Source organism: Nioella sp. MMSF_3534, assembly GCF_030732985.1.
Classification (GTDB): domain Bacteria; phylum Pseudomonadota; class Alphaproteobacteria; order Rhodobacterales; family Rhodobacteraceae; genus Nioella.
The window spans coordinates 37824-53514 of record NZ_JASHJX010000001.1 but is presented as its reverse complement, the minus strand read 5'-3'; the positions used below and the strand labels follow the sequence as shown (position 1 = coordinate 53514).

15 protein-coding genes are annotated in these 15691 nt (G+C 63.6%); 9 read left to right on the top strand and 6 right to left on the bottom strand.

Going from position 1 to position 15691, the window contains the following annotated elements:
* The first annotated feature begins 99 nt into the window (after nt 1-99).
* The 4 genes from RBB16_RS00215 (at nt 100) to RBB16_RS00200 (ending at nt 4723) form a co-directional block, all read left to right on the top strand.
* Nucleotides 100-843 carry an RNA methyltransferase gene (locus tag RBB16_RS00215; RefSeq protein ID WP_306044197.1) on the top strand — a complete coding sequence of 248 codons (744 nt, stop codon included), beginning with the start codon at nt 100-102 and terminating at the stop codon, nt 841-843.
* An 80-nt stretch (nt 844-923) separates the two neighbouring features.
* Nucleotides 924-2057 carry a heme A synthase gene (gene ctaA, locus RBB16_RS00210; protein WP_306044196.1) on the top strand — a complete coding sequence of 378 codons (1134 nt, stop codon included), beginning with the start codon at nt 924-926 and terminating at the stop codon, nt 2055-2057.
* Nucleotide 2058: 1 nt separating this feature from the next.
* Nucleotides 2059-3531, top strand: coding sequence for a carboxypeptidase M32 (locus RBB16_RS00205; RefSeq protein WP_306044195.1), 1473 nt, complete (start codon nt 2059-2061; stop codon nt 3529-3531).
* A 1-nt stretch (nt 3532) separates the two neighbouring features.
* The gene (locus RBB16_RS00200) at nt 3533-4723 is read left to right on the top strand and encodes an MFS transporter (protein ID WP_306044194.1); all 1191 of its coding nucleotides are present in this window, start codon (nt 3533-3535) and stop codon (nt 4721-4723) included.
* 2 nt (nt 4724-4725) lie between these two features.
* On the opposite strand, the gene RBB16_RS00195 is transcribed toward RBB16_RS00200, so the two are convergent.
* Entirely contained in the window at nt 4726-5535 is an 810-nt protein-coding gene (locus tag RBB16_RS00195; RefSeq protein WP_306044193.1) for an enoyl-CoA hydratase, read from the bottom strand.
* Nucleotides 5536-5600: 65 nt separating this feature from the next.
* Between RBB16_RS00195 and RBB16_RS00190 the strand changes: the two genes are divergently transcribed.
* Nucleotides 5601-6023, top strand: coding sequence for a PaaI family thioesterase (locus tag RBB16_RS00190; protein WP_306044192.1), 423 nt, complete (start codon nt 5601-5603; stop codon nt 6021-6023).
* Here the strand turns inward: RBB16_RS00190 and RBB16_RS00185 are convergent.
* A complete protein-coding gene (locus tag RBB16_RS00185) occupies nt 5999-6604 on the bottom strand; it encodes a trans-aconitate 2-methyltransferase (RefSeq protein ID WP_306044191.1) in 606 nt (201 codons plus the stop codon). The genes RBB16_RS00190 and RBB16_RS00185 overlap by 25 nt on opposite strands.
* A 130-nt stretch (nt 6605-6734) precedes the next feature.
* Here RBB16_RS00185 and RBB16_RS00180 point away from each other — a divergent pair, with 130 nt between their 5' ends.
* From RBB16_RS00180 to RBB16_RS00165, 4 genes are all read left to right on the top strand, one after another.
* Nucleotides 6735-9350, top strand: coding sequence for a penicillin-binding protein 1A (locus RBB16_RS00180; RefSeq protein WP_306044190.1), 2616 nt, complete (start codon nt 6735-6737; stop codon nt 9348-9350).
* A gap of 87 nt (nt 9351-9437) precedes the next feature.
* Nucleotides 9438-10565: a peptide chain release factor 2 gene (gene prfB, locus RBB16_RS00175; RefSeq protein WP_306044189.1), complete on the top strand. Its 1128-nt coding sequence runs from the start codon at nt 9438-9440 to the stop codon at nt 10563-10565.
* A 104-nt stretch (nt 10566-10669) separates the two neighbouring features.
* A complete protein-coding gene (locus tag RBB16_RS00170) occupies nt 10670-11395 on the top strand; it encodes a hypothetical protein (RefSeq protein ID WP_306044188.1) in 726 nt (241 codons plus the stop codon).
* 74 nt (nt 11396-11469) lie between these two features.
* Nucleotides 11470-12261, top strand: coding sequence for a DUF2189 domain-containing protein (locus RBB16_RS00165; RefSeq protein WP_306044187.1), 792 nt, complete (start codon nt 11470-11472; stop codon nt 12259-12261).
* A 65-nt stretch (nt 12262-12326) separates the two neighbouring features.
* On the opposite strand, the gene RBB16_RS00160 is transcribed toward RBB16_RS00165, so the two are convergent.
* From RBB16_RS00160 to RBB16_RS00145, 4 genes are all read right to left on the bottom strand, one after another.
* Nucleotides 12327-12866, bottom strand: coding sequence for a polymer-forming cytoskeletal protein (locus tag RBB16_RS00160; RefSeq protein ID WP_306044186.1), 540 nt, complete (start codon nt 12864-12866; stop codon nt 12327-12329).
* Nucleotides 12856-14196 carry a M23 family metallopeptidase gene (locus RBB16_RS00155; RefSeq protein WP_306044314.1) on the bottom strand — a complete coding sequence of 447 codons (1341 nt, stop codon included), beginning with the start codon at nt 14194-14196 and terminating at the stop codon, nt 12856-12858. Before RBB16_RS00155 ends, RBB16_RS00160 begins: the two co-directional genes overlap by 11 nt.
* Before the next feature lie 180 nt (nt 14197-14376).
* Nucleotides 14377-15192 (bottom strand): ferritin-like domain-containing protein, encoded by an 816-nt coding sequence (locus tag RBB16_RS00150; RefSeq protein WP_306044312.1) that lies wholly within the window; start codon nt 15190-15192, stop codon nt 14377-14379.
* Between the two features lie 20 nt (nt 15193-15212).
* Nucleotides 15213-15674 (bottom strand): peroxiredoxin, encoded by a 462-nt coding sequence (locus RBB16_RS00145; RefSeq protein ID WP_306044185.1) that lies wholly within the window; start codon nt 15672-15674, stop codon nt 15213-15215.
* Between the last annotated feature and the right edge of the window lie 17 nt (nt 15675-15691).

Here is a 15691-nt window from a genome sequence, read left to right as displayed (position 1 = left end):
GAATATCCTTCGTCTTTTCTGGCGCGGTGATAGCCGGTCGCCGCGCCGGGAACAATGGGGCGCTTGCATCGCGGCCCACCCGGATTTATGCGGCAGCCCATGGAAGCCAAGCATCCCCAACCCGCCTTCATCCTCGTCCGCCCGCAGATGGGCGAAAACATCGGTGCCGCCGCGCGGGCGATGTGGAATTTTGGGCTGGATCATATGCGGGTGATCGCCCCCCGCGATGGCTGGCCCAATGAACGCGCCGTAGCGCTGGCCAGCGGGGCGGGGCGGCTGCTGGACAATGCGGGGCTGTTCCAGACCACGGCAGAAGCCTTGCGCGATTGCACCTATGTCTTTGCGACCACGGCCCGGCAACGGGGCCTGACGAAACCGATTGTCACTCCCGAACGCGCGATGGAACAGGCCCGTGCGATCCATGCGGAGGGCGGCAAGGTGGGGGTGCTGTTCGGTCCCGAACGGGCGGGGCTGGAAAATGAAGATATCGTGCAGGCGAATGCGATCATCTCGGTCCCCGTGAACCCCGATTTTGCCTCGCTCAATCTTGGTCAATGCGTTTTGCTGACCGCCTATGAATGGCGCCGCGCGACGGAAGAGATCGTGGCCGAAGTGATGGAACTGGCCGGGACCGAGTTCGCCACCGGGCTGGAGGTGGAGAAACTGGGCGACCATTTCGAGGAGCGCTTGGGTGAGGCCGGGTTCTTCTTTCCCGAAGCCAAGGCCGACAGCATGCGCCTGAACCTGCGCAACATGTGGTCGCGCCTGCCGCTCACGCGCGCCGATGTGCAGACCCTGCATGGTGTGCTGCGCCAGATGGTGCGCTGGAAAGAACGCGGCTGACCCGCGACGCATTGCCGTGGCGCTTGATCCTCCCGTGGGGCGGGGCTAGGTCTGGCGGGACGGAAATGGGAGCCCGAGGCATGAGCGGACGCAGTATCTTCGAAGAGGTCACCGAAACCCAGAAACCCGCCGCGACGCCGGGCGCTTTGACGGCGGGTCGGGGCAGGGGGCGCGGCTTTGCGCGGATCTGGCTGATGGTGCTTTTCGCGATGGTCGTGGTGATGATCGCCGTGGGCGGGTTGACCCGTCTGACCGACTCAGGCCTCTCCATCACCGAATGGGCCCCGATCTCGGGCGCGGTGCCGCCCCTGAACGAGGCTGACTGGCAAGCGGAATTCGAAGCCTATCAGCAGACCGACGAATACCGGCTGCAAAACGCGGGCATGAGCCTGGCCGAGTTCCAGTACATCTACTGGTGGGAATGGGGCCACCGGCAACTTGGCCGGACCATTGGCCTTGTCTGGGCGCTTGGCTTTGCCTTCATGCTGGCGACGAAACGGATGCCAACAGGATGGACCGGACGCTTCCTGCTGCTTGGCGCGCTTGGCGGCGCTCAGGGGGCCATAGGCTGGTGGATGGTACATTCCGGGTTGCAGGAAGGGATGCTCGACGTCGCCTCCTACCGGCTGGCGACGCATCTGGGGCTGGCCTTCCTGATCCTCGCGCTCATTGCCTGGTATGTGCTGCGCCTGATGCGTGACGAGGCGGAGCTGATGCAGGCCCGCCGCAATATGGACCGCAAGATCAAGGGAATGGTGACGGGGCTGTTGCATCTGTCCTTTGTCCAGATCCTTCTTGGGGCGCTGGTCGCGGGCATTGACGCGGGCCGCATGTTCCCTGATTGGCCGCTCATGTCAGGCGGTTTCTTTCCGCCCGATATGTGGCAGATCGAGCCTGTCTGGCGGAACCTTTTCGAGAACGCAGGCACCGTTCAGTTCATCCACCGGATCGTGGGTTATGTGCTGGTGCTGATGGCGATCGGTATCCTGATGGCGGCGCGCAAATCCGCCAATCGCAGCGTCAGGGGCGCGGCGCAGGTGGCAGCGGCGATGATCTTCGTTCAGGCGGTGCTGGGGATTGTCACGGTCATGCATTCCTCGCCGCTTGCGCTGGCGCTGCTGCACCAGTTGGGCGCGGTCGTGACCATCGTGCTGATCCTGCGCGCGCGCTTTACCGCGATGCATCCCCATGCCCAATCCGTGAGAGGGGCCTGACATGTCCGCCTATGACGATCTGATCGCCTACCAGAAAGACACGCAGGCCCTGTCCGAAGTGATGGGCCGCCTGGGTTGGGATCAGGAAACGATGATGCCCCGCGGGGCCGCCGATCAGCGGTCCGAGGAAATGGCGGCGATGGAAAGCGTGCTCCATGCCCGCCGCACCGATCCGCGCGTGGGCGACTGGCTGGACCGGGCAGAGGCCTCCGATGACGTGGGTCGCGCCAATTTGCGTCTGATCCGCCGCGAATACGACCGCGCCACCAAGGTGCCCGCCGATCTGGCAAAGGCACTTGCCAAGGCCACCTCGCGCGCGCAGGGCATCTGGGCCGAGGCGCGGGCGAATGAAGATGTGGCGGCCTTCCTGCCGACGCTGGCCGAAATCCTGCGTCTGCGGCGCGAGGAGGCCGCCGCCATCGCAGGGGACGCCGATCCCTATGATGCGCTCTTGCAGGATTATGAGCCGGGGATTACCGGTGCCGAGCTGGAGGCGCTCTTTTCCCGAATGCGCCCCCGTCTGGTCGATCTGCGCGGGCGTGTCCTGTCCTCGGGCTTCGACCCGGAGCCGTTGAAAGGTCATTTCCCGGAAGCCGCGCAACTGGCGCTGTCCGCAGAACTGGCGCAGGCCTTCGGCTATGACTTCACCCATGGCCGCATCGACAAGGCGGTGCATCCGTTCAGCTCCGGCTCTGGCCGGGATGTGCGGATCACCACGCGGGTGGATGAAACGGAGCCCTTCGGCTGTCTCTATTCCACCATCCACGAGGTCGGCCATGCCTGTTATGAGCTCAGCATTGACGATGCCTACCTGCTGACCATCCTCGGCGGCGGCGTGTCCATGGGCGTGCATGAAAGCCAGAGCCGCTCCTATGAGAACCAGATGGGCCGCAGCCGTGCCTTCACCGGCTGGCTTTTCGGCAAGATGACCGAGACCTTTGGCGATCTGAACGTCACCGATGCCGATGCCTTCCATGCAGCTGTGAATCGGGTGCAGTCGGGCTATATCCGCACCGAGGCCGACGAGGTCCACTACAACCTGCATATCCTGCTGCGCTTCGATCTGGAGCGGGCGTTGATCACAGGCGATCTGCAAGTGGCCGATCTGGAAACCGCCTGGAATGACCGCTTTGCCGCCGATTTCGGTGTGGCAGTCGACAAACCCTCGAACGGGATGTTGCAGGATGTGCATTGGTCGGTGGGGCTCTTCGGCTATTTCCCGACCTACACGCTTGGCAATGTCTATGCGGGCTGCCTGTTCCAGACGCTGCGCAACGATCTTCCGAACGTGGATGCGCAGATGGCAAAGGGCGACCTGAGCGGCGCAACCGGCTGGATGGCGCAGAACCTGCAAACCCATGGCGGGCTTTACGAGCCGCGCGAAGTGGTGGAACGCGCCGCGCGCGCACCGGTCAGCGAAGCGCCGCTTCTCGATCATCTCGACGCCAAGTTCGGCGCGATTTACGGGGTTTAGCATGGGGGTGCGGCCAGATCAGGCCGCACGCGGCCCGGCGGTCTGGATGCTGGCGGTCGGTCAGACGCTCAGCTACGCCTGCCTCTACTACATCTTTGCCGCCCTCATCCTGAGCTGGGAGGCCGATCTTGGCTGGGACCGGGCCTTGCTGGCCACCGGGCCGTTCCTGTCCATCGTGATCGCCGCAGTGCTGGCCCCGTTCGCCGGACGGCTGGTGGACCTTGGCAAAGGGCCCGAGGCGATGGTGGCTGGCGCGCTGATCGGGGCCGGGGCGTTGGTTGTGCTGGCGCTCAGTCAGACGCCGACGGTGTATCTGGCCGCATGGGCCCTGATCGGGCTTGCCCAGTCCGTCACGCTCTATGAAACCTGTTTTGCCTTCCTGATCCGCCGCTTGGGCCCACATGCGCGGGCGGCGATTGTGCGGGTCACGCTGGTCGCGGGCTTTGCATCGACTCTGGCCTTTCCGGCGGGCGCGACGCTCAGCGCCTCAGTCGGCTGGCGTGGGGCGGTCTGGGTGGCGGCGGGGGTGATGGTATTCGGCCTGGTGCCACTCTTCGCCATCGCGGGACGGATGCTGCGCCGGGTCGAAGGCGCGCCCGATACGAAAGATTCTGACAGGGGGGCGTTGGGACGGGCTTTGCGCACAGTCAGCTTCTGGATTCTGGCGGTCGTCCTGTCGCTTGTCTCGCTCAATCACTGGATGCTGATCCAATATGCCGTGCCGATCTTCGTTGAACAGGGTGCCAACCAGCCGCTGGCGGTGTTCGCGGCCTCTACCGTCGGACCCGCTCAGGTGGCCGGACGACTGGTCCTGATGCGATACGAGGCGCGGATCGGCACCGCGGCAGCCACCCGCATCACCTTTCTGGCCATGGTCGCGGGCACGCTGGCGCTGTTTCTGGCGGGGGTGCAGCCCTGGCTGATTTTTGCGTTCACCACCATTCAGGGCGGCGCAATCGGGGTCATGACCATCCTGCGCCCGGTGCTGATCTCCGAGGTCATGGGACCGGCGGGCTATGGCGCCATTGCGGGCACGATCCAGATCCCTGCCATTATGGCAGGGGCAGTTGCCCCGGTTCTGGGGGCCTTCATGCTGGAAGGGTTCGGTGTGCCCGGCCTGCTTGGCCTCTCGCTTCTGGTTCTGATGGCCAGCCTTGGGATGCTGGCCATCCTGCTAAGGCGATTGGGGTGATCTCAGCCCGGCTGTGTCCAGTCCGGTGCCCGCTTTTCGATGAACGCGTTGATCCCCTCGGCGGTGTCGTCATCCAGCATGTTTTCCACCATCACCGCGCCGGTGTAGTCATAGGCTTGGGCGAGGCTCATCTGGATCTGATCGTAGAAGGCGCGCTTGCCGATCCTGACCGCGCTGCCAAGCTTTTCGGCCACGGTCTGCGCCATGTCCATCACCTCATCCTCCAGCCGGTCCGCATGGACCGATCGGTTGATCAGCCCAAGCGCCTCGGCCCGGTTGGCGCTGATGAACCGGCCCGTGGTCAGCATCTCCATCGCCTGTTTGCGCGGGATGTTGCGGGACAGAGCCACCATGGGCGTTGAACAAAAGAGCCCGATATTGACGCCGTTCACCCCGAAGCGGGTGTCATCTGCGGCAACGGCCATATCGCAGGACGCCACCAGCTGGCAGCCCGCCGCCGTGGCAATACCGTGGACCTGTGCAATCACCGGTTGCGGAAGGCGGGGGATCATCTGCATGATCTCTCCACAACGATTGAAGAGGTCGCGCAGGGCCGCCGCGCCCTTGTCGGGGGCCTGCCGCTTGGCGCGCATTTCCTTCAGATCATGGCCCGCGCAGAACGCCTTTCCTGTGCCGCGCAGCACCACAACGCGCTGCGTCTCCGACCCCATCAGATCGGTGAATTCCGCTTTCAGCCGCGCCAGCATCGCGTCCGACAGCGCATTCAGCGCGCCGGGCATGTTCAGCGTCAGCCGGGTGATGGGGCCAAGGTCCTCGCGGATAAGAATATCCTGTGACGTAGCGTCCGACATCTGGCCCTCCCTTGCCAATTGCATACAAGACGCCGAATGCTAGGCCGAAAGAGGGAGGAGGGGCAATGGGACTGGCCATGGACAAATCCGCGCTATCCGCGTTCCTGCAAACGGAATTCGCGCAAGTTGCAGACGACTTCACCATCGAAGAGGTGCAGGAGATGGGCATCCTCGTGCGGCTCAAGGTCGATGAGCGGCACCTGCGTCCCGGCGGCACCGTATCCGGGCCGTCGATGTTCGCGCTGGCCGATGTGTCGATCTATCTGGCGGTGCTAGCGATGGTCGGTCCCAAGGCACTTGCGGTCACCACCAATATTTCGATGGATTTCATGCGCAAACCTGCCGCCGCTGCCGACCTTCTATGCGATTGCCGGTTGCTGAAACTGGGCAAGACACTGGCCGTGGGCGATTGCCTGATCCGGTCCGAAGGCATGGAGGCCCCGGTCGCCCGCGCCTCGATGACCTACGCGATCCCGCCCGACCGCTGAGCCAGCCAGACGGAATGGCCGTGGAATTCCGCGTCCTCCGGGCGGAACCACAGCACCTCGAACCCATGCGCGGCCAAAAGCGCACGGTAGGCGTCTGGCGACAGGCTGGCATGGATCACCGGTTCCGGTCCGACCTTGCCCATGGCTTCGCTATCCTCGGGGCCGGTTGTCAGCAAAAGCCGCGCGCCGGGGGCGGCATGGGCTGCGAAGACCGGGAACATGGTGCGTTGATCGGGCTTCGACAGGTGAAAGAAACTGTCCCACGCGACGATCACGTCAAATTGCTGGCCCAGTGACAGTCCGCGCATATCGGCGAGAACCGCTCTTGCGTCGGGAAGATTGCCCCGGAAATGGTCCAGCATATGCTTTGACCCATCCACACCCGTCACGGCACAGCCCTGATCCGTGAACCATGCCGCAATCGGCATCCCCGACCCGCAGCCCAGATCAAGCACCGTCGCGTCCCTCTGACCGTCCAGGGCCGCCGTCAAAGCGCCGACCTCGAACAGGGACGTGTTGCGCGTTTCGGCCCAGTGGTCGGCCACGCGGTCATAGGCGGGAAGGATGGCGTTGAAGTCCATGCCTTATCCTGCTGCACAACACATTTTCGGAAAACCCTTGAGGCGCGAATTCCCGCCGCTTTCGTGGCGTTGCTTTTGACCCCCCCTGCCGCGCGGCCTATAAGGCGAAGGCGCCACAGGAGTCGCGGGCATGATCCGATTCATTTTTTCCTTTTTGGGGGCAATTTTCAGCCTCGTGACCAATGGGCTCGTGATGGGCGCGCTGATTGCGGGGGGCGTGATCTTTTCCTTCACCCGCGACCTGCCCGATTACCAGACGCTGCAACAGTATTCGCCCGCCACGATCAGCCGGATCTACAACCGCGACGGCGAGATCATGGATGAATTTGCCGCCGAACGCCGGATCTATGCCTCCTATGATGAGATTCCGCCGGTCGTCGTGCATGCTTTCGTCAGCGCTGAGGACCGCAATTTCTTCGAACATTCCGGCTATGACCCCCGCGCCATCGGGGCTGCGGTGGTCGAGGCGATCCGGTCGCGGGGCCGGGATGTGCGCGGGGCCTCCACGATCACGCAGCAGGTGGTGAAGAACTTCCTGCTCGACGGCTCGCGCCGGATCGAACGCAAGATCCGCGAGATCATCCTTGCCGCGCGGATCGAGCAGACGCTGTCCAAGGAACGGATTATGGAGCTTTATCTCAACGAGATCGAGCTTGGTCAGCGCTCTTTCGGTGTGGCGGCAGCGGCCCAGACCTATTTCAACTCCGACCTGGTCGATCTGCGCCCCGAACAGGCCGCCTATCTGGCGGCGCTGCCGCAATCGGGGGGCACGGCGCTGCATCCGGTGCGCAACTATGACCGCGCCATCAGCCGCCGCAACTACGTGCTGCGCGAGATGTATGAAAACGGCTATCTCTCGCTGGAAGAGATGGAGGCCGCGCAGGCCATGCCGCTGGAAACCGTGCAGGGCGGCCATATCGAACCCTTCCGGGCGCAGCTGCCGTCTCGTGACTATTTCTCCGACGAAATCCGCCGCCAGCTGAGCCGTGATTTCGGCACCGAAGGCTTCCTGTCCGGCGGCTATACGGTGCGCGCCACCATGGATGAAAGCCTGCAGGACGCCGCTGCGCAGGCCCTGCGCCGGGCGCTGGAACGCTATGACCGCGACCGGGGCCTGTGGCGCGACCCGCTGGCGACGATTGATCCGGACCTGTTGGCAGAGGCAGAGGGTGAAGGCTGGCGCGATCTGCTGGCCGATGTGACCTTCCCCCGCGATATCGACGGCTGGCATGCCGCCGTGGTGCTGGAGGTGGGCAACACCCATGCCCGGATCGGTATCGAAGGCATCGAGGATGACGAGGATGGCCACTGGATTCCGCCGGAGGATGTGACCTGGGCCCGGCCCGTGGACGCCGATGGCAACCGGGGCGATACCGCGCGAAATGCCGGAGACCTGCTGGATGTGGGCGACGTCATCCATGTGCGCGCCATGACCAGCGACAGCGATGGAAGTTTCATCCGCTGGACCCTGCGACAGATCCCCGAGGTTCAGGGCGGATTCATGGCGATGGATGTGAACACCGGCCGGGTTCTGGCGATGCAGGGGGGCTTTTCCTACCAGTATTCCAGCTTCAACCGCGCCACGCAGGCGACGCGCCAGCCGGGGTCTGTCTTCAAGCCTTTCGTCTATGCGACCGCGCTTGATACCGGCTACAGCCCCAACACCATCGTCATCGACGCCCCGATCGAGGTCGATACGGGCGAGGGCATCTGGCGGCCCACCAATGCCTCGAACGAATTCTACGGCCCCGCGCCGCTGCGCACAGGGATCGAACGGTCGCGCAACCTGATGACCGTGCGTCTGGCGCAGGATATCGGGATGGAGACCGTCGCCCGCTATGCGGAACGCTTCGGCGTCTATGATGAATTGCAGCCCTATCTGGCCAACTCTCTCGGCTCGCAGGAAACCACGCTTTACCGGGTCGTTGCGGCCTATGCGATGTTCGCCAATGGCGGCGAGCGGGTGGAGCCGACGTTGGTTGACCGGGTGCAGGACCGGTTCGGCGCGACCGTCTATCGCCATGATCAGCGCATCTGTCAGGACTGTCTGCTGAGCGATCTGGAAAGCGGTCGCGCGCCCCGGATCGTGTCGAACCGAGAGAGAGTCATTGACGCGATCACCGCCTATCAGATCACCTCGATGATGCGCGGCGTGGTTCAGCGCGGTACGGCGGCGGGCAGTGTCGGCAATGCCGGGCTCGGCGTGCCGCTGGCTGGCAAGACCGGCACCACCAACGACGCGCGCGATGTGTGGTTCGTGGGCTTTTCCAACACCATCGTTGCGGGCTGCTATATCGGCTTCGACACGCCGCGCAGCCTTGGACGGGGGGCCTCGGGCGGCGGTATGTGCGGGCCGGTCTTTGCGCAATTCATGCGCGAGGCGATTGCCGAGTATGGCGGGGGCGAATTCGAAGTGCCGCCGGGGGGGCATTTCTACCCGATCGACCGTTATTCCGGCCAGCGTCTCGAATCCGGCGCGTCCGGCCCCGATGTGGTGATGGAGTATTTCCGCGACGGGGAAGAGCCGTTCTTCGGCATGCTGTCCATTGTCGATGGCGGCTTTGGCATGGGGTCTAACCTGCCGATGTTCGCACGCGGTCAGGAACCGGGCACCGGCGGCGGGGAAATCGTCGACGGCGATCCGTTGCCGCCTACGGACAGTACCGTTGAAACCTCGACCGGCGGAACCGCGCGTGTGCCGCTTGGCACGGGCTTCGGCGAACTGACCTCCGGCGGGCTTTACTGACCGCCACCGGCCCTTGCCCGCTTGCAGCGGCGCGGGGGCTGGTCTACATCCCTGTGACAACCCATTCCAGAGCCGAGCGAGCAGACCATGCGGGCCGAAACCCAAAGCCATATCGAGAAAATCCGCAAATCCCTGACCCTTCTGGGCCAGCGGATGGACCTTGAGACGGCCCCGCACCGGTTGGAGGAATTCAACGCCCGCGTCGAGGACCCGGACCTGTGGAACGACCCGGAAAAGGCGCAGAAGCTGATGCGCGATCGGCAATTGCTGGTCGACAAGATGGGCACGTACAAAGCCATCGAGACCGGGCTGAACGACAATGTCGAACTGATCGAGCTTGGCGAGATGGAGGACGATCAGGAGGTGATCGCCGAGGCCGAGGAAGCGCTTGCCGAGTTGGTCAAGACCGCCGCCGCGAAGGAGCTGGAGGCGCTGCTGGACGGTGAGGCTGACAGCAATGACACCTTCCTTGAAATCAACTCTGGCGCCGGTGGCACCGAAAGCTGTGACTGGGCGTCCATTCTGGCGCGGATGTATGTCCGGTGGGCCGAGAAAAAGGGCTATGATGTGGAGCTTCAGTCCGAAAGCGCGGGCGAAGAGGCAGGCATCAAATCCGCCACCTACAAGATTTCCGGCCACAACGCCTATGGCTGGCTGAAATCGGAATCGGGCGTGCATCGTCTGGTGCGGATCAGCCCCTATGACAGCGCCGCCCGTCGGCATACGTCCTTCAGCTCGGTCTGGGTTTACCCGGTCGTGGACGACAATATCGAGATCGAGGTGAACCCGTCGGACATCCGTATCGACACCTACCGGTCGTCGGGCGCGGGCGGTCAGCACGTGAACACGACGGATTCGGCGGTGCGGATCACCCACATCCCGACCGGGATCGTTGTGACCAGTTCCGAGAAATCGCAGCACCAGAACCGCGATATCGCCATGAAGGCGCTGAAATCGCGGCTCTACCAGCAGGAACTGGACCGCCGCAATGCCGCCATCAACGAGGCCCATGAGAACAAGGGCGATGCGGGTTGGGGCAACCAGATCCGGTCTTATGTTCTGCAGCCCTACCAGATGGTTAAGGACCTGCGCACGGGCTACGAGACCTCGGACACGCAAGGCGTTCTCGATGGCGATCTTGACGGGCTGATGGCCAGCGTTCTGGCGATGGACGTCTCTGGCAAGACCCGCGCCGAAGCGCAGTCCGAGGACTGAGCGGTAAAGACGAGATCCAACAGTACCGGTTGACGCAGCAGCCTTGTGATGGGCGGCCCCGGTAGCCTATTGTTTTATCTGGTGCTGTGTTCATTGGTTGAGTCATGTCCCGGTTTTTCCGCCGTCTCTTTCTGGTTTCATCTGTGTGTGTCGGGCTGATCCTTTTGGGGGTGACGCTGTTTTTGCCGCCCGCGGCAGCCTGGATGTGCCCGGCCTGCTATGGTTTTGAGCGGATCGCCCCAACTGTCTACCTGGAACGAGATGCGCCCGACGCGGAAACGGCGCGCATTCTGGACATGATCGATGCGGCTCAGGCCCGCGTTCAGACCGCTCTGGGGCCCTTGCAGGTCGACCCTGAAATCCTGATCTGTCACAGCCCCCAATGCGATACCCGTATGGACGGGCAGGGGGCCTGGGCGCGCGCCTTTGGGGCGGTGTTCATCCTCGTCGGTCCACCGGGGCGAAATGTCGAGATCCTCAGCCACGAGCTGGCCCATATCGCGATTCATCGCAGGATCGGCCCCTGGGCACAGATGCAGAATGCTTTGCCAGCCTGGTTTGACGAAGGTCTGGCGGTCATCCTCTCACGGGACATGCGCTATCTGACAGAGACCGAAGACGGAACGCTTGGATGCCTGATGTCTTCCGATGGTGACCTGCCGGTGCTTGCCCGCGACTGGCGGCGCCGGGCAGGAGAGGAGTTCGCCACCCTCTACCCGATGGCGGCCTGCGAGGTTCTGGACTGGCTGGAACGCCACGGGGGCATGGGCGCGGTCGGCCCTGCACTGGCTGCGGTGCGCGGCGGTGCGCCCTTTCCGGCAACGCAGTAGGGCCGGAGAGATCAGATTTCCCTTGGCACGGTCAAGCATCCTCCCTTAGCATTTCGGCGAGGGAGGATTTCGTGATGAGTGACACAAGTCAGGCATTGCCCGAAGCGTCGAAAGTGCCGGAGGTCCGGCAGATGGAGATGGGCGATATCGGCTACGCGCTGCGCGCCGGGTGGCAGGATTTCCGCCGCAAGCCGATGATGGGGCTGTTCTTTGCCCATATCTATGTGATCGGCGGCTGGCTGCTCTATATCCTCTTTTTCGTGACCGAGCAGATCTGGCTGTCTCTGCCGATCACCGTGGGCTTCCCCCTGATCGCGCCGTTCCTTGCCGTGGGGCTTTACGAGGTCTCGCACCGGCTGGAACAGGGCGACACCGATTTCCGCCGCAATGACATCTTCGGCGTGGTCTGGCGTCAGCGCCTTCGGCAATTGCCCCTGATGTCCTGGGTGATCATCGTCTATTTCCTGTTCTGGTCCTTCTTTGCCCATATGCTGTTCGCGCTGTTCATGGGGCCATCGGTTCTGATGAATGTCAGCTCCAGCTATGCCTATCTGCTTCAGCCCGAAGGTCTGTTGATGCTGCTGGTCGGCACCGCATTCGGGGCGGCGTTCGCCTTTGTCCTGTTTTGCCTGACCGCGATTTCGCTGCCGCTGCTGCTGGACAAGGAACTGGATTTCGTCACCGCGATGCTGACCTCGATCGCGGTCGTCAAACGCAATCCCGGGGTCATGATCGCCTGGGGCGTGACCATTTCGGTGCTGACCTTTGCGGCAATGATCCCGGCCCTTCTGGGCCTGTTCATCGCGCTGCCGGTTCTGGGCCATGCCAGCTGGCATATCTACCGTCGAGCGCTGGAGCACGGCTGAGGCGCAGATACGAAAACGGCCCCGAAAGATCGGGGCCGCCATGAACTGCCGTCAGCCGGAAAGGATCAGGCTTCTGCGGTACCGTTGCTGGCCGCGGGCTTGGGCGCTGCGGCTGCCGGGGCAGGGCGCTTGGCGCCGCCGCCATTGGACAGCGGATCTTCCTGACGCTGCACGGAGCCTTCGAAATGGGCGCCGCTTTCGATGGCGATGGTCTTGTGGATGATGTCACCCTCGACCTTCGCGGTCGCGGTCAGGCGCACTTTCAGGCCACGGACACGGCCCACGACGCGGCCCGTCACGACGATGTCATCGGCAACGATTTCGCCCTCGATGGTGGCGCCTTCGCCAACCGTCAGCAGATGCGCGCGGATGTCGCCATGCACGGTGCCTTCCACCTGGATGTCACCGGTGGTGCGCAGATTGCCGGTGATCGTCAGGTCAGAGCTGAGCAAGGATGCGGGCGGTTTGGGCTTGTTCGAGGTTAGGGGCATTGAGCTTTTGTCCGAGGATCCTGCCTTGGGGGCATCTGCCCCGGTTTCGGGTTTGCTATCAGCGGCGCCAGCCTGTTTGGGACCGGGTTCATTGATTTTTGACTTAGAAAACATCTCTACCTGCCGTGATGTAGTTCATGGGGTTTCGGGGCGTATCACCGGTGCGAACCTCATAGTGGAGATGGGGCCCCGTCGACCGTCCGGTGCTTCCCATATCACCTATGCGATCCCCGCGCGAGACCCTTTGGCCCTCGGTCACCCGGATCCGGTGCAAATGTGCATAGCGGGTCTCGAAGCCAAAGGCGTGCTGGATGACGATGATATTGCCGTAGCCGCTCTGTCGTCCGGCGAAGCTGACAACGCCGTCGCCGGTGGCGTGAATCGGGGTGCCGGTGGGGCCCGCCATATCGACACCGGAATGCAGGCGGCTGCCACCATTGAACGGGTCGCGGCGATATCCGAAGGGCGAGCTTAGCCGGTAGCTGGCAAAGACGGGCCGGGAAAAAGGCAGTCTTTCCGCGACCATACGGTGAAGGTTGAGGCTGTCGAGCTGCGCCAGAACCTCGTTGGCGCGCAGCGAGGCGGAATCCGGGTCTTCGCCGCGGGTCGACATGGTGATCGGCATCAGCGGGCCGCCCTGGCCATCGTAGCTGGCGCGCATCTGGTTCACCAGATCCTCGGTTGACAGACCCGCGGCCGAGAACATCCGGTCAAGCGGCGCCATCGACATTTCCACGGCGTCTTCAAGCTGCGCGAAAATCCGCTCGTTACGTTCATCGGCGAGGGCCTGGGTGAATTCCAACTCGTCGATTTCCGCTTCGGCATCTTCCGCGATCTCGACCGCGTCATCGCGCTGATCGGCGGCGCGGGCAAGCGCCATGGTCAGGTATTCCAGCGTCCGTTCCAGTTCCCGCTGCCTGCCGGCGGCCGTCTGAACCGAGCCGTTTTCGGCCTCGATCTCGGCCAGCAGGGCGGCGGTCTGTGCGCGGGCGTCGTCGCGTTCCGTCATGACCCGGCGCAAGGTGGTCTGGATCACTTCAACGGCGGTTTCCAGTTCGCGGCGGCGTTCCTCGGAGGCCAGCAGGCGCGACTGCATCGCAGACACTTCCCCCATGGCGACCGAGAACCGTTCCTGGCTGGCCTGCGCCTCCGACGCGCGCGCATCACGTTCCTCGGACATGGCATTCAGGCGCTGTTCATAGGCGACCTGCGCCCGTTCCGCCTGTTCGCGGACCCCGCCCGCGCTGATGGAGTCGATCAGGAAGATGGCCGTGACGATCACCGTCCAGCCAACGAAAAGCGAACTTCCCGTCAGCATGATCGCTTGCGTCGCAGGCCGCAGACGCACATAGCGCATGCCCTGGTCTGATTTCAGGAATAGCCGCTGTTCCGGCAAATACCGTTCCAGCGCACCGTTGAAACGGTCGGTCAGGCGTGTCTTCACGTCGCTGTGCCCCATTACCCTTGTCATTGCCCTGCGCGCCGTCCTGTCCCCACAACCCGCCGCACCGGTAAACTAGGGATTAGGGGAAAGCCCCGCGAGGCTCAAACCTTTTTCTGCCCGGCTGTGGATAAACGGGCCTATTCGCCGGTTTTTGGCAGGTTTTTGCCCATTCCCGCAGGGTCAGCCGACCGAACCGGTCTCAGACAATGGCCAGTAGAAATCGGGTGGCAACCCGGCCTCTGCCCGTTTTTCCTCGTTGAACGGGGGTTTTAGCGCCCCGTGGAAATAGGTGCGGACCAGCCGGTGAAACGCGTCCTTCGGGTCGATATCTTCACGTCCGCACAGAAAATGGAACCATTTGGAGCCATAGGCCACGTGATGCACTTCTTCCGCATAGATGACCTCCAGCGCCGCAACGGCCTGCCGGGCCGCGTCATCGCCCGCCTTGCGGAAGAGCTCGATCATGCCCGGTGTCACGTCCAACCCGCGTGCTTCCAGCACCATGGGCACCACGGCAAGCCGGCCCATGATATCCTCGGCGGTGTCCTCTGCCGCCCGCCACATGCCCGCATGGGCGGCAAGGTCGCCATACTGGCTTCCCATGGTTTCCAGACAGGCACTGACCAGCTGGAAATGCTTCGATTCCTCGTCCGCGGATTTGACCCAATCGTCATAGAACCCCATGGGCATCCGCACCCGGCCCCCAAAGCGGGCGATAATGTCCCAATGCAGGTCGACGGCATTCAGCTCGATATGCGCAACCGCATGCAGCAGCGCCTTGCGCCCCTCGGGGCTGCCGGGCCGTCGGCGGGGCACGTCGCGCGGGTCCAGAAGTTCTGGCTTCGCGGGCCGGGCAGGGCGCAGGGGCGGGCTGGCGGTGCCGATGGCGATCTCGGGGGCCTCACCGCGACGCGCGGCAAACCACCGGGCGGCGTAGCGGCGGCTGAGTGTCGTTTTCTCTGCGGCATCGGCGGTTTCCAGAACCGCCGTCGCCATCTCCGTCAGCGTCAGGGAGGTCACAGCGCCTTCACCGCCTCCAGCACTTCGGCGGCGTGACCGGCCACCTTGACCTTGGGCCAGACGCGGGCCACCACGCCCTCTGCATCAATCAGCACCGTCGCGCGCTGGATGCCCATGCTCTTCTTGCCATACATGTTCTTTTCGACCCAGGTGCCATAGGTCTCGCACAGATCCCCCTCGGCATCCGAGACCAGGATCACGCCCAGATCATGCTTGGCGATGAATTTCTCGTGCTTTGCGACCGTGTCCTTGGAAACCCCGATCACCGTGGCCCCTGCGGCGGTAAACTCCGGCAGCATGGCGGTGAAGTCATTGGCTTCCGTGGTGCAGCCGGGCGTATCGTCGCGCGGGTAGAAATACAGCACGACCGGGCCGCCTTTCAGCGAGGACAGGGTCACGTCGGTCCCGCCATCGCGGGGAAGGGTGAAATCCGGGGCGGTCTGGCCTGCGTCGATCATCGGTCTCTCCTTGTTCA